This is a genomic window from Mesorhizobium sp. M0136, assembly GCF_040322515.1.
In the GTDB taxonomy this organism is placed as follows: domain Bacteria; phylum Pseudomonadota; class Alphaproteobacteria; order Rhizobiales; family Rhizobiaceae; genus Mesorhizobium.
Window position 1 is genome coordinate 138111 of the sequence record NZ_JAMYTP010000003.1, and the last position, 14134, is coordinate 152244.

Consider the following 14134-nt stretch of genomic DNA (forward strand, 5'->3'; position numbering starts at 1 on the left):
GTATACATTATAAACTTAAAACATCTTGCCAGGCGATCCAGCCTGTGCTCCACTTCGCATTGGAACGTGGCCTGCAGGTCGAATTCTCTCGATATGTAGCTGCATTTCAACGGATACTGCGAGAACACCAGCCCTCAAACGATATACGAAATCTTCGCATGGGAAGGCGTGGATGACGGAAACGATAGAGCTCAAACGGGTTGGCGATGGCAATCTGCGTGCCCAGGTCTATCAACAAATCCGTCTGACCATACAGCATGGCGAATTGGCGCCTGGCCAGAAGCTCGTAGATGTCGACATCGCCGCCCAGCTCGGCATTTCCAGAATGCCTGTCCGCGACGCCTTGATGCAGCTGGTGCATGAGGGCTATCTCGTCGGCACCACACGCGGCTTCACCCTGCCCACGCTTACCGCAACGGATGTCGCCGACATCTTCGAGGTCCGCCGCTTGCTCGAGCCCCGGGCCGCCGCACACGCTGCGCGGACACTCGACGCCGCTGGCCTCAAGACGCTTGCGGCCGCGCTTCGGGAGGCGGAGGCTGCGGCCGCCGCCGGCGATGCCGACCGCTTCTTCCAGGCCAATTCGGCATTCAGGAATTGCTGGCTCGGCGCTGTCGAGAACCAGCGCCTTTCACAAACCATTGCAAGGTTCGCCGACCATGTCCTCGTCGTCCGTTTAAGGACGCTGTCGCACCAGCCGACGCAGGCCGTCGTCGTGGCCGGCATGCGCGCAATCTATGAGGCATTCGTCAAGCGCGACGCCGTCGCCGCTTACGACCGTATGACCCACTTCATTCAGAACGCCGAGGAGCGTTTCATGAAGCTGAGCCCTCCGTCTCAAAATTCCACAGGTGAAGGTGAGAGCATGTCGCAGCCGGGGAAACCATGACCAGGAAGCAGCACCCGCTGAAAGGGCCGAACAGGTTCAAGCTCGGCGTCTTCTCCATGAACGCCGATGGCGGCCTGGCAATGACCACCGTTCCCGAGCGCTGGCGTGCCCGCTGGGAAGACAACCTCAATTCCGCCTGCATCGCCGACCGCGCCGGCCTCGAGTTTCTGCTGCCGATCGCCCGCTGGCGCGGCTTCGGCGGTTTGACGCATGTGCGGGAATGGTCGTTTGAGACGTTCACCTGGGCGGCGGGTCTTGCTGTCGCCACGGAAAACATCGGCCTGTTCATGACGGTGCATGTGCCGCTGGTTCATCCGCTGCAGGCTGCCAAAGCGCTGGCGACGGTCGACCACATCTCCAACGGGCGTGCCGGCTTGAACATCGTCTGCGGCTGGAACCCGGACGAGTTCGCTATGTTCGGGCAGACGGTCGGCGAGCGGACCTACGATCAGGCCGAGGAATGGATCAACATCATCGTGCGTGCCTATCAATCGAGGGAGCCGTTCGACTTCAGCGGCGAGTTCTATGATCTCAAGGGTGTCGTTAGCCGCCCGCCAAGCTTGCAAGTGCCACGACCGGTGACCATGAACGCCGCGTTCGGCGCGCCGGGGCGCAACTATGCGGCGCGCCACTGTGACTATCTGTTTTCGACGTTTTCCGAAATTGCCGACGGACGTGCGCATGTGGTCGACATTACCAACCGCGCGGCCGAAGTCGGGCGCGAAGTCGGCGTCTATACGGTCTGTCACGTCGTCTGCCGGGAGACCCAGCAGGAAGCCGAGGATTACTACCGGCACTACGCGCTCGAATGCGCGGACGAGGGTGCCGTCGACGAGCATATGCGCAAGAAGAAGGAATTCGCGAACTCGCATGACGCGAAGGCCTTCACCGAATATCGGCAGAGGTTCGCCGGCGGTGCCGGGACGTTCCCGCTCATCGGCACGCCGGAAAAGATCGTCGACGACCTCACCGAGATCATGGAACAGGGTTATTCCGGCGCCGCCCTCACATTCGTCAACTACACCTACGAACTGCCCTTCTTCTGCGACCGCGTGCTGCCGCTGATGCGCCAGGCCGGGCTTCGAGTAAATTGATGCCGGCCGCCGCCATTCCGACGCTATGGGTGGATGGGCACAACGCCATCGATCCGCGCGCGTTCAAGCAAGCTATGCGGGCCGTGGCGGGCTCCGTCGCCATCCTCGCGTCGGAGCATGACGAGATCGGCTTTTGCGGCATCACGGCGACGGCTCTCTGCTCGTTCAGTGCCGAGCCGCCTTCGCTGCTTGCCTGTGTCAACCGCGGCAGCACCTTTGCCTCGGCCATTCGCGAAGGTTTGCCTTTTTCGGTCAATCTTCCCGCCGGCGACCAGGAGAACGTTGTGCGTGCCTTTGGCGGCATGACCAAAGCCAAGGGCGCCGCGCGGTTCTCGTCCGGATCATGGGTGCGCGGCGAAACCGGCGCGCCCTTGCTTGTCGGCGCGCGGGCAATGTTCGAGTGCGTGGTGGCCGAAATCATCGTGCGGGCGTCGCACATGATCGTCATCGGCATCGTCTCGGCCGTTGCGCTGGATCGCGCTCACCGATCGCCGGTCTTCTACGCGCATGGGCGGTTCCTGACAGTAGGAGATGATGTCAACTAACCGCCGTTCGTGTGGCGGCGTAGCGTGCAATTTCAGATCGGCCCGATGATGGGCCCCGGCGAAGTGAATCTATCAGAGGGAATACTGCAATGCGCATTTGGAAATCCCTTGTTCTGGCTGCACTCATGTCGGGTGTGGCGGGTATCGCCATGGCCGAAGAGGTCGTCCTCAACGCCGTGCATTTTACGCCGACGCAGAACGGCTACGCCCAGAGCTTCCTGAAGTTCGTTCAGAAGGTGAACGAAAAGGGCAAGGGCGTGGTCCAGATCAACGTGCGTGGCGGGCCGGAGGTCATTCCGCCGATCCAGCAGGGCGCGGCGCTCAGGAGCGGCCTGATCGATGTGATCGACACACCGGCAGGGCAGTTCCTCGAACTCGTGCCCGAAGGGGAGGTTTTCTCCGCATCGACCAAGACGCCCTGGGAGGTTCGCGACAATGGCGGCTGGGACTTCATCAGCGCAATTTTCGAGAAGAAGGCCAATGCCCATCTGCTGGCGCATGTCGACGCGGGCTCCGGCTTCAACGTCTTCACCGTCGACGAACCCAAGCTCAACGATGAAGGCAGCATCGACTGGGGCAGTTTGAAGATCCGCTCGTCGCCGCTCTATCGCGATTTCCTCGAATCCCTGGGCGCGACAGTGATCGTGCAAGCGCCGGGGGATGTCTATACCTCGCTCGAGCGCGGCGTCGTCAATGCCAACGCCTATACCGTATTTGGCTATGCATCCTTCGGCTGGGACAAATTCACCAAATACCGTGTCGATCCGCAATTCTTCAAAACCGACGTGCTGATCTCGATCAACAAGGCCAGATGGGACACGCTGTCGCCTGAGGCGCAGAAGCTGATTGCCGACACGGCCGTCGAATACGAGCGCGCGAGCTATGACGCCAACCTTGCCGAATCCGAAAAACAGGCACAGGCGATGATCGACGGCGGGCAGAAGGTTGTCAGCTTGACCGGCGCCGGCCGGACAAATTCCTGGCGGCTGCCACGCAGGCGAGCTGGGCGAGAATGGCCAAACGCGATCCCACCAACATCGATCAGTTGAAGAAATTCTTTCAGTAGCCCGAGCCGAGGGTGCCTTGTGCGCCCTCCATCAAAGCTGGGCCAAGGGGCAAAGGTGGACATCAGGGTCGTCGGGCATGGACAGATTGTTTGCAGCGATTGGGAAGCTGAGCCTTGCGTTGGCGGCGGTGGCAAAAGTGGTGCTTGGCCTCATCATTGTCGCGGTGGTTGCTGATGTATGCGTCCGCAATCTGGGCCTGAGGCCGCTTGCCTGGGCCGTATCCGCGACGGAATACGGCCTGCTTTACGCGGCATTTCTGCCGATGCCATGGCTGGTCCACAGCAAGGGCCATGTCTTCGTCGAGTTCCTGCGAAAGGCGCTGCCGGTGCGGGCACGAGCGGTGCTTGAAAAGCTGGTCTATCTCGCCTGCATTGCCGTCAGCCTCTACCTCGGCAGCGTCGCTCTGTCGTCCCTGACGAGTGCCGTGGCGGGCGGCGAATATGAAACGCGCAGCTTCGACATGCCGAAATGGCTGGTCTTTCTGCCCATCATGCTCGCCTTCTACCTCTCGGCGCTGGAATGGCTCAGATATCTGCTCGGCCGTGACACGCTGTACACGCTGGATCCTCTGGAAATGGAAGGGCTCTGACCGGTGGCCTGGCTGTTTCCATTCGCCGTGCTCGTTGGCACCATCCTGGTGTTGATGGGGCTGGGGCTGCCGGTCGCCTTCGCGTTCTTCGTCACCAATGTGATCGGGCTGTACCTGTTCTTCGGCGGTTCGATCGGCGTGACGCAGATGGTCGCCAACTTCTCCGACGCTGTCTCGACCTACGCGCTTGCCCCGCTGCCGATGTTTCTTGTCATGGGCAGCCTGTTCTTCCGCTCCGGCCTCGGCGAGAAGGTCATCTACGCGCTCGACCTGTGCATCGGCAATCTGCGCGGACGCCTCGCCTATGTCGTCCTCGCCGCCGGCACGATCTTTTCCGCGCTGTCGGGCTCGAGCCTCGCCAATACCGGCATGATGGGCTCGCTGATGGTGCCCGAGATGCTGAAGCGGGGCTACAAGCCGCATATGGCCTACGGCCCGGTGCTTGGAGCCGGAAGCCTTGCCGTCATCATCCCGCCATCCTCGCTGGCCGTCTTGCTCGGCTCGCTTGCCCAGATCGACGTCGGCGCGCTGCTCATAGCGGGGGCTCTGCCCGGGCTGCTGCTCGTTGTCATGTACGCGGCGCTGATCTTCGCCCAGACGAAGATCGACCCGGACGCCGCTCCGCACTATCCGGTGCCCGCCGTTCCCGCGGCCGAGAAGGTGAGGGCGGTCGCCGTCAACATTATTCCGATGAGCGTTATCGTGTTCATGGTGGTCGGCACGATCATCCTTGGGATAGCGACGCCGACGGAATCGGCGGGACTCGGCTGTGCCGCCGTTTTCGCCTTGTTGTTTGTCTACCGACGGTTCAGCTGGTCGGTTGTTTGGAAGTCGCTGGACGATGCGATGAAGGTCACCGGCATGACCTTCCTGATCATCTCGGCTTCGACGACGTTCTCGCAGATATTCGCTTTCTCCGGCGCCTCCAACGGCTTTATCCAGTTCATCGTCGGCTACGATCTTGGACCGTATCCCATGCTGCTCATGATGGTGCTCGTCATCCTGCTGCTCGGCATGTTCATGGATCAGGTCTCGATGATGCTGATCACGCTGCCGATCTTCCTGCCGATCGCCCAGCAATTCGGCTACGAGCCCGTATGGTTCGGGCTGATCCTGCTGCTCGCGTACGAGGTCGGCTTCACCACGCCGCCGTTTGGTCTGCTGCTGTTCATCATGATCGGTGTCGCGCCGAAAGGCACATCGCTCAAAACGGTTGCCATGTCAGCGGCGCCTTACATCGCACTGACGCTTCTGCTGATCCTGCTGATTGTCCTCTTTCCGCAGATCGCTCTCTTTCTTCCGAATTTGATCTAGCCGAACTCGATCCAGAGGGTCTCCACATGCGCTTTGCCTATCTTGCCTTCTTCCATGACGACCGCGAGGCAAATTTGGCCATCGCCGGTGAAGACGTTGACGCTGTGCGGCGCGTGATTGCGTCGACCCCGGGCCTTGCGCTTGCCAACATCTACCTGCCCGAAGTGGCGACGGACATGTTCAACAACGATGGTCCACCGCCGGTCTTTGGCTTCCAGCTCTATTTCGACGACTTGGCGGACATGGAGGCGGCGCTGGCGCCGTCCGGCCATCTGCAGGCACTTGCCGCACCTGGCATGCTGTCGAGCATCGCCGGTTCGAGGCCGACGCAACAGGCAATGTGCGTACGTCCGTTTCCCGTCGATGACGCTGGCGTCAAGACGTCCGGGCTGCCCTGCAGCTATCTTGTCCACTATCCCGGGCCGGCCGAAGACATGAATGTCTGGCTCCACCACTATGTGACGCATCATCCGCAATTGATGCGGGGCTTCCCCGGCATTCGCCACGTCGAGGTTCTGTCGCGACTGGATTGGTGCGGTTCGCTGCCCTGGCCGCGGATCGACCATATGCAGCGCAATCGTGTCATGTTCGACAGTCCCGCTGCATTGACGCACGCGCTGCAATCGCCGGCGCGGCTGGAGATGCGCGCCGACTACAAGACTTTTCCGCCGTTTTCAGGCGGCAGCCGGCATTTTCCGATGTCGACGGAAGCCGTGCATCCTTCGTCAAGGGCCACATAGGCAAACAGGTTTTTGCCGACGCCGAAAATTTCTGGAGATTTCATGTACGACTTTCGCAAGAAATGTATCTCTCTCGATCGCCTCATCGGCACCTTCTGCGCCATCCCGCACCCTGTGGCCGTCGAAGTGGCGGCCGCGAGCGGGGTCGATTTCCTGTGCATCGACTGGGAGCATTCGCAGATCGGCCGCGAACGGCTCGAAGATCTGATCCGCGCCGCCGATGTCCACAAGGTTCCCGCGATGGTGCGCGTTCCCGGCCACGCGCCGGAGTGGATCGCGGCCGCGCTCGACGCCGGCGCGTCGGGCGTCCTGGTGCCGCGTGTCTCCACGGCCGAGCAAGCCCGCATGGCGGTCATGGCCTGCCGTTACCCGCCGGTCGGCGCCCGCGGTGTCGGCCCGGGCCGCGCCGCCGGTTATGGCTACAGCATTCCGGACTACCTCAAATCGGCCAACGAGGTCCTGACGGTCGCCATCCAGGTCGAGACGGCCGAAGGCCTCGCCAACATCGACGACATCGTCCAGGTCGACGGCGTCGACGTGATCTTCATCGGCCCCGGCGACCTGTCGGTCTCGATCGACGCCATGGGGCCGGCCGGCCAGGACAAGCTCAATGCCGCGATTATGAGGATCGCGGCCGCGGCGCGCACGGCCCGCAAGGCCGTCGGCATCTTTCGCCCTTCGGCGGATGATGTCGGCAAATGGTCGCGGCACGGCATCAGCTTCCACGTGCTGGCCAGCGACACGATGTTTCTCGGCGCCGGCCTTGCCGCCGGTGTCGCGTCGGCGCGCAACGCCTCATAGCAAGAGTTTGGCATGAAGATCATCAAGACCGACGGCGTGTTGTCAGTCGAGGAAGAGCAGTTGCGCTACCTCGACGGCTTGAGCGCCGAGTTTGTCGAAAAGACGCTGCTCACGGAAGATGCCCTGATCGAACACTGCCGCGACGCCGACGCATTGATGGTATTGCGAGAGCCGATCACGGCTCGCGTTTTGGCGGAACTGAAGAGGCTCAAGGTCGTCGGACGGTTCGGCGTCGGGCTCGATTCGATCGACGTCGAGGCCGCCAGCCGTGCCGGTGTTCAGATAACCTACGTGCCGGATGCCAATCTGGTGGAAGTCAGCACCCACGCCATGGCCCTGATCCTGGCCTTGACGCGCAGGCTGAAGCAGTTCGACAGCGCGGTGCGCGCCGGCCGCTGGGCTGCAATGACCGATGGCGCCGGCATCATACGGCCCGACAGGCAGGTCATCGGCCTGATCGGCTTCGGCCAGATCGGGCGCCTGACTGCCGAGCGGGCGCGTGTCTTCGGCTACCACATCATCGCCTACGACCCGTACATGCCGGCCGAGCGCATCACGGCCGGTGGTGCTGAACCGGTCGGCTTCGACGAGTTGCTTGCCAGCGCCGACATCGTCTCGCTGCACGTTCCCGCGACACCGGAGACCAGAAACATCATGTCGGCGCAAGCCCTGTCGCGGATGAAGGAAGGGGCGATACTCATCAACGTGTCCCGCGGCGGCCTCGTCGACGAGGTTGCCTTGGCGGATCTGATCCGGCGTCGCCATCTGGCTGGCGCCGGCATCGACACTTTCGAGCGGGAGCCGCCTTCGCCCGACAATCCGCTGCTGGCGCTGGACACCGTCCTGGTCAGTCCACACGCGGCGCACTACTCGACCCAGTCTTACGCGGAGGTTCGCAACAAGGTGTTTGCCGATGTCGCATCGGTCCTGCGCGGCGGCAAGCCGGTATATCCGGTCAACCGGATATGACCATTCCCGATGTCGGCACCATCCGCTGCCTGTCGACAGTTCCACCTTGACGTTCCGGGGCAGGCGCCCTTGAGCGCGACCTCGGCAAGCGGATAGAGACGGGAACGGGTGAAGAGTGAATTCGCATTTTTTGCCGACAGCGCCACATTTTGTTCTTGCTTTGTGCCGGCAGCTATGCTACTAATTTGTGTATGGTGCTGATTCGCACCGAGGACCCGTCGCAAGGCGGGTTTTTGTCTTTAGGTTTCAGCGCCATCCGTCGAGGCTCTGCTCGGCTTGTCGCGACGCTCGACGATGTAGATGTGGTCGGCGACCAACACCACGTCGCCATGCTGGTTGATCACCTCGCAACGCTCGACGACCCGGCCTGAATCGGGTCGCTTCGGATCGTCTTCCCTGGCTGAGATGGTGGTGCGGGTCCGGATCGTATCGCCGATGAACACCGGCTTGATGAAGCGCAGCCTGTCGTAGCCATAGGAGAAGGCAACCGGGTTGACGACGCTTGCCGTCAGTCCGACGCCGACCGAAAAGACCAGCGTGCCGTGGGCGATGCGCTGGCCAAACGGCGTCGTCTTCATGAACTCGGCGTCCATGTGGTGGGGAAAGAAATCGCCGGTATGGCCGGCATGGACGACGAAATCGGTCTCGGTGATGGTGCGCCCGCTGGTCATGCGCGACGACCCGATCTGATAGTCCTCGAAGTAGATCGTCTGCTCCATGTCAGGGCCTCGCCGGTATCGGTGTTGCTGGCGCCGCGCTCGATTGATAGGCGGCTTCGACCAGCGCCATGGTGCTCCAGCCGTCCTCGACGGAACTGACAAGCTCGGCGTCCTCGCCCGACGCGTAGCGCTGGACATTGGCCATGCGGCCGGCAAAGGCGTCCGGAAACCATGAGCCGACGAGTGGAACCGCAATCCAGCCCTTGCCGCCTTTGGGGTAGATTTCGAGAATATCCGGCTCGCCGCGCGGATAATCGAGGTTGACGCCTAATTTGAGGTAAGCGGCGCCCTCGGTGCCGCAGATGCGGAATTCGCAAGCCTGGTGTTTTCGACCGAATTTGTGATCGTGGTTGATCGACAGCGCACAGCGCACGGTGTCGCCATAGTCGAGGATCGCGCTGGTGCGCGTTTGCGCAACCTTATGGCCGGGGTGGCCGAGTGTCTTGGCGTGAACCCCCTTGGGATCGCCGAGCAATTGCCGGATCAGGTCGAGATAATGGATCGAATGCATGGCGATCTCGACACGCGGCGCCTGCAACAGGAATTCCCAGAGCTGCCAGGGTGTCGCCAGCGCCAGCCATGCGTCGAAATCGACCACTTCGCCCAGCCAGCCCTTGGCGATCGCATCCTTCAGCGCCAGCATCATCGGCGCAAAACGGAGTTGGAAATTCACAGCGGCCCTGAGGTTTTTTGAGCGGCAGATTTCGAGGATCTCGGTCGCCTCGGTGAGGTCGCTGCCCATCGGCTTCTGGATCAGCGCCACCGCACCATCGGGCAGCGCCCTGAGCACGCCGGCGTGATAGGCCGGCGGTGTCGCCAGGTCGAATACGGCGTCCTTGATTGACGCAGCTTCCTCGACCGACCGGTAAGCGGTGACGCCCCATTTCTGCGCCAGTTTTTCCGCCTTGGCCAGGTCGGGGTCGAAAAGCCCGGCAACCGGGAAACCGGCTTTCCCATAGGCCGGGAAATGCGCATCGCCGACGATCGAGCCGGCGCCGAAAATCACGATCGGCCTGGGCTTTGACGGTTGTGCCCAGGCCTGGGAAAGCGAGGCAGGATCGAAAATGTCATCAGTCATAGTGGAAGACTTCGTCCATCGACGCCCACCACTCGCCCTCCTTGCGGGTCGGCAGCGGCTCCTGGCATGGCATGCACAGCGCCCACCATTCCTGCGTCGTGGGATCGGCAGCCATCTTCGCCATGTCGGCGGCATAGTCGGTGCCGTGGTACTCGAAGGTGCTGAACAAAAGGTGCTCCGGCTCCCTTAGATAGATCGAATAATTCTTGATGTTGCAGGCGGAAATCATCTTGAGGACGTCCGGCCAGACGGCAGCGTGAAGCCGCACATACTCGGCGACTTTCTCCGGCTTGAGACCGAGCACCATTCCCATTCGCTGCATGTCCGCCTCCTATTTCACTATCGCCACGGTGAATTCCGCTATGCTCTTCGACTTGATCGCATCCCAATCCCAGTCGATGCCGATGCCGGGCTCGTCCGGCGCCAGCGCGTGCCCGTCCTCGATACGCATTTTCTTGCCGGTCAGCTCGTCGAGCTGGGGAATATACTCGACATATCTGCCGTTCTGAACGGCGCATGTCAGGCTGACATGCAGTTCCATCAGGAAATGCGGGCAGACCGGTATGTCGAACGCCTCGGCTGCATGCGCCACCTTCAGCCACGGCGTGATGCCGCCGATGCGACCGACATCGACCTGCACGATCGAACACGCGCCCTTTTGCATATATTCGCGGAAATGCCGGATCGAATAGAGCGACTCGCCGATAGCGATCGGCGTCGATGTGGCACTCGACAGCCGCACATGACCGTCAATGTCGTCGGCCGGCAGCGGTTCCTCGATCCAGGCGAGGTCGAGTTCACGCAAGCGCTCGGCCCGGCGGATCGCCTCGTCGACTGAAAAGCCCTGGTTGCAGTCGGTCATGATCTCGTAGGAGTCTCCAACCGCCCGGCGCACCGCCGTCAGCCGGGCAAGATCCTCGGAACCGTGCGGCTTGCCGATCTTGACCTTCGAGCCGCGAAACCCCTTGGCCTTGGCGGCCAGCGCATCCTCGACCAGTGCCTCCGTTTCGATATGCAGCCAGCCGCCTTCGGTGGTGTAGAGCGGGCAACGGTCCTTGGCGCCGCCGGCAAGCTTCCACAGCGGCAGGTTTTGCGTCCTCGCCCGCAGATCCCAAAGCGCAGTGTCGATGGCCGCCAGCGCGATTGCCGTGATCGCGCCGATCGTCGTGGCATGGGTGGCGAACTCCAGCTCGTGCCAGATCGCCTCGATCATGTCGGCGTCGCGGCCGATCAGCCGCGGTGCAAGGTGGTCGGCCAGGAGCCGCATCACCGACGAGCCGCCCGTGCCGATCGTGTAGCTGTAGCCGGTGCCGACCGCGCCGTCGGCGTCGGTGATGGTGACGATCGGTGTTTCCTGGCTGACAAAACTCTGGATGGCATCGGTGCGCTTGACCTTAGGCACCAAGTCGACCATGCGCAGTTCGACCTTCTCGATCTTTGCCATGTTTTAACCTCGCAATGTCTTGCCTGTTTCGGCAGAAAACAGATGGGCCTGCGACAGGTCCAGGCTCATCCTGACCCGGTCGCCGGCCTTGAGCGGCTTTGGATTGAGCATCCGCGATACCCAGTCGCTGCCGTTGAGTTCGGCAAACACCAGCGTCTCGTTGCCAAGCGGTTCGGTGACGGTCACCGGCAGTTCCACCTGGTGGACGTCGACATCTTCGCCGGAGCTGATGCCGTGTCCCGTCGGATAGATGTCGTCGGGCCTCAAGCCGAAGACGACCTTGTCGCCGGTACCGACATTTGCCTTGAACTGGCTGGGCAGAGGCAGTCTCTCGCCGCTGGCGAACAGCAGCTGTCCGTCGCCGACAACCGCCTCGTGCAAATTCATCGGCGGCGAGCCGATGAAGCCGGCGACGAAGCGTGTCTGTGGCCGGCGGAAGACCTCGTCGGGAGTGCCGACCTGCTCGATGAACCCGTCACGCATGATGACGATGCGGTCAGCCAATGTCATCGCTTCGACCTGGTCGTGGGTGACGTAGATCACCGTCGACCGGACCTTGGCATGCAGTTTCTTGATCTCGGTGCGCATCTGCGTCCGAAGCTTGGCGTCGAGATTGGAAAGCGGCTCGTCGAACAGGAAGACGTCGGGATCGCGCACGATGGCGCGACCCATGGCGACGCGCTGGCGCTGTCCGCCCGACAGCTGCGACGGCCGGCGGTCGAGCAACTGGTCGAGGCCGAGAATGCCGGACGCCTCGGCTACGCGACGGTCCATTTCTTCCTTCGCGGCGCCGGCTATCTTCAGCGAGAAGCCGAGGTTTTCGCGCACCGTCATGTGCGGATAGAGCGCGTAGGACTGGAACACCATCGAGATGTTGCGCGAGCGCGGCGGCAGGTCGTTGACCATGCGGCCGCCGATCTCGATGATCCCGTCGCTGATCGCCTCGAGGCCGGCGATCATGCGCAGGGTTGTCGACTTGCCGCAGCCGGACGGCCCGACCAGCGCGATGAACTCGCGGTCGGCGACCTCTAGGTCGATGCCGTGCACGACCGCCACCGGACCATAGCTCTTGGTGAGTTTCTTGAGCGATACAGTTGCCATTTCAGCCTTTCACCGCGCCGGAAGTGAGGCCGCCGACGAGATGTTTCTGGACGATGAAGGTAAGCGTGAGCGCCGGTATGATCATAACCACGGCAAGCGCGCACATGCCGCGCCAGTCGATGGTGAATTCGGCCGTATAGTCGAGCAGACCGACCGGCAGGGTCTTGGAGTTGATCGAGCGTGTCAGCTGCGAGGCGAGCGCGAACTCGTTCCAGGAGGTGAGGAAGGCAAAGATGCCGGCCGAGGCGATGCCCGGCCCGGCCAACGGAAACTCGACCTGCCAGAAAGCCTGCCAGCGCGTGCAGCCGTCGATCTGCGCCGCCTCGGCGAGGTCTTTCGGCACCTGGCGGAAAAAGCCGTCGATCAGCCAAACGGTGAACGGCACGTTGAGCGCGACATAGACCAGGATCAGCCCGAAATGCGTGTCGATGATGCCGAGCCGCGCAAAGACGAAGAACAGCGGCAGCGACAGCGCAATGCCAGGCACCGTGCGCGTCAGCATCAGGCCAAGGAACATCGCCGATTTGGCGCGAAAGCGGTAGCGCGCAAAGGCATAGCCGCCGGCCATGCCGATAACGATGGCGATCACCGTCGAGGTCACCGAGACGATCAGCGAATTGCGGAAGTAGTCGAGCACCGGGATGCCGCCCTGGCCGACGCCGCTGAACATGGCTATGTAGGCATCGAGCGAGAGTTGCTGCGGGATCCACACCGGCGGCTTGGCCATGATCTCGACGGTCGGCCGCAGCGACGACAGCACGATCCAGATGCCGGGCAGGCAGATGACCAGCATGGCCAGGAACAGTCCGATGCCGTGAACGATGCCGAGCGCTTTGTTGCCGACGCGATGCAGGCTGTTCTGGTCCATCCTCACCACTCCGCCGCGATCTGCGTGCGCGCCGCGGCAAGCTTGCGGTAGAAATAGACGGTGAACAGGATGGACAGCAGGATCGAGAAATAGGCCATGGCATTGGCCATTCCCATCCGGGCATCGCCATAGGCGGTGCGGGCGACGAGCGTCCAGACCAGTTCGGTGCGGCCGGCAGGACCGCCGTCGGTCATGATCTTGACGATGTCATAGGCGCGCGCGACGTCGAGCGAGCGGATGGTCATGGCGATGAAAGCAAACGGCATGATGAACGGCCAGGTGACATAGCGGAATGTCTGCCACGGCGTGCAGCCGTCGACGCGGGCCGCCTCGACCGGTTCGCGCGGCATCGCCAGCAGCCCGGCAAGGATCAGAATCGCGAACACCGAGGTCGACGACCAGATCTCGGCGGTCAGGATGGCGATGAAGGCGAGATTGCCGTCGATCAGCCACGGGATGGCGCGGTCGGTCAGGCCGAGCCCCTGCAGGGTGTTGTTTACCAGGCCGATATTGTCGTTGAACATGAATTTGAACTGGAAGCCGACCAGGATCGGCGAAAACATCATCGGAAACATCATGATGGTGCGCAGAACCCGCTGGCCGCGCGATGCCTTTTCCACTAGCAACGCCAGCCCTAGCCCGATCAGCATTTCCAGGTTGAGCGCCACCGTCAGCAGCACCACGGTGCGGGCAAAGGCGACCCAGAAAGCGCGGCTGGTCAGGATGGCGACGTAGTTGCGCGCGCCGATGAAGACCCAGAACGTCTCCGGCCTGGTCAGCCGGAACGGCGTGAAGCTGGAATAGAGCGACAGCAGCAGCGGCACCACCACCACCGCCGCCAGCACGATCACCGCCGGCAGCAGGAGCAGCAATGGCGGCGAAGGTCTCCAGCCTTTCATGGCGATCCGGTTCTGGT

The 14134-nt window shown here is 62.3% G+C and carries 16 protein-coding genes; 9 read left to right on the plus strand and 7 right to left on the minus strand.

Features of this window, described 5'->3' with window-relative positions:
• The first annotated feature begins 172 nt into the window (after positions 1–172).
• The 9 genes from NKJ35_RS04430 (at position 173) to NKJ35_RS04470 (ending at position 8008) form a co-directional block, all read left to right on the plus strand.
• Complete coding sequence (locus NKJ35_RS04430; RefSeq protein ID WP_352645264.1) at positions 173–889, plus strand: GntR family transcriptional regulator; 717 nt, start codon at positions 173–175, stop codon at positions 887–889.
• On the plus strand, positions 886–1983 hold the full coding sequence (locus tag NKJ35_RS04435) for an LLM class flavin-dependent oxidoreductase (RefSeq protein ID WP_352645265.1): 1098 nt from the start codon (positions 886–888) through the stop codon (positions 1981–1983). The genes NKJ35_RS04430 and NKJ35_RS04435 overlap by 4 nt, the downstream gene beginning before the upstream one ends.
• Entirely contained in the window at positions 1983–2528 is a 546-nt protein-coding gene (locus tag NKJ35_RS04440; RefSeq protein WP_352645267.1) for a flavin reductase family protein, read from the plus strand. Before NKJ35_RS04435 ends, NKJ35_RS04440 begins: the two co-directional genes overlap by 1 nt.
• A gap of 89 nt (positions 2529–2617) precedes the next feature.
• Complete coding sequence (dctP, locus tag NKJ35_RS04445; RefSeq protein WP_352645269.1) at positions 2618–3577, plus strand: TRAP transporter substrate-binding protein DctP; 960 nt, start codon at positions 2618–2620, stop codon at positions 3575–3577.
• A 94-nt stretch (positions 3578–3671) separates the two neighbouring features.
• Complete coding sequence (locus tag NKJ35_RS04450; RefSeq protein ID WP_352645270.1) at positions 3672–4184, plus strand: TRAP transporter small permease; 513 nt, start codon at positions 3672–3674, stop codon at positions 4182–4184.
• Positions 4185–4187: 3 nt separating this feature from the next.
• Positions 4188–5498 carry a TRAP transporter large permease gene (locus NKJ35_RS04455; RefSeq protein WP_254818782.1) on the plus strand — a complete coding sequence of 437 codons (1311 nt, stop codon included), beginning with the start codon at positions 4188–4190 and terminating at the stop codon, positions 5496–5498.
• Positions 5499–5524: 26 nt separating this feature from the next.
• The gene (locus NKJ35_RS04460; protein ID WP_352645271.1) at positions 5525–6238 is read left to right on the plus strand and encodes a hypothetical protein; all 714 of its coding nucleotides are present in this window, start codon (positions 5525–5527) and stop codon (positions 6236–6238) included.
• A 42-nt stretch (positions 6239–6280) separates the two neighbouring features.
• Entirely contained in the window at positions 6281–7039 is a 759-nt protein-coding gene (locus tag NKJ35_RS04465; protein WP_352645272.1) for an HpcH/HpaI aldolase family protein, read from the plus strand.
• Between the two features lie 12 nt (positions 7040–7051).
• Positions 7052–8008 (plus strand): C-terminal binding protein, encoded by a 957-nt coding sequence (locus NKJ35_RS04470; RefSeq protein ID WP_352645273.1) that lies wholly within the window; start codon positions 7052–7054, stop codon positions 8006–8008.
• 239 nt (positions 8009–8247) lie between these two features.
• Here NKJ35_RS04470 and NKJ35_RS04475 read toward each other — a convergent pair whose 3' ends face one another.
• The 7 genes from NKJ35_RS04475 to NKJ35_RS04505 are packed head-to-tail and all read right to left on the minus strand — an operon-like array spanning position 8248 to position 14117.
• The gene (locus NKJ35_RS04475; RefSeq protein ID WP_352505397.1) at positions 8248–8727 is read right to left on the minus strand and encodes a MaoC/PaaZ C-terminal domain-containing protein; all 480 of its coding nucleotides are present in this window, start codon (positions 8725–8727) and stop codon (positions 8248–8250) included.
• 1 nt (position 8728) lies between these two features.
• Positions 8729–9805: a Gfo/Idh/MocA family protein gene (locus NKJ35_RS04480; protein WP_352645274.1), complete on the minus strand. Its 1077-nt coding sequence runs from the start codon at positions 9803–9805 to the stop codon at positions 8729–8731.
• Entirely contained in the window at positions 9798–10127 is a 330-nt protein-coding gene (locus tag NKJ35_RS04485) for an L-rhamnose mutarotase (protein ID WP_023676093.1), read from the minus strand. The genes NKJ35_RS04480 and NKJ35_RS04485 overlap by 8 nt, the downstream gene beginning before the upstream one ends.
• A 9-nt stretch (positions 10128–10136) precedes the next feature.
• The gene (locus tag NKJ35_RS04490) at positions 10137–11249 is read right to left on the minus strand and encodes a mandelate racemase/muconate lactonizing enzyme family protein (protein ID WP_352645275.1); all 1113 of its coding nucleotides are present in this window, start codon (positions 11247–11249) and stop codon (positions 10137–10139) included.
• 3 nt (positions 11250–11252) lie between these two features.
• Positions 11253–12350, minus strand: a complete 1098-nt coding sequence (locus NKJ35_RS04495) for an ABC transporter ATP-binding protein (RefSeq protein ID WP_352645277.1) — start codon at positions 12348–12350, stop codon at positions 11253–11255.
• Between the two features lies 1 nt (position 12351).
• A complete protein-coding gene (locus tag NKJ35_RS04500; protein WP_352645278.1) occupies positions 12352–13218 on the minus strand; it encodes a carbohydrate ABC transporter permease in 867 nt (288 codons plus the stop codon).
• A 2-nt stretch (positions 13219–13220) separates the two neighbouring features.
• Positions 13221–14117, minus strand: a complete 897-nt coding sequence (locus NKJ35_RS04505) for a carbohydrate ABC transporter permease (protein WP_352645280.1) — start codon at positions 14115–14117, stop codon at positions 13221–13223.
• Positions 14118–14134: the final 17 nt, after the last annotated feature.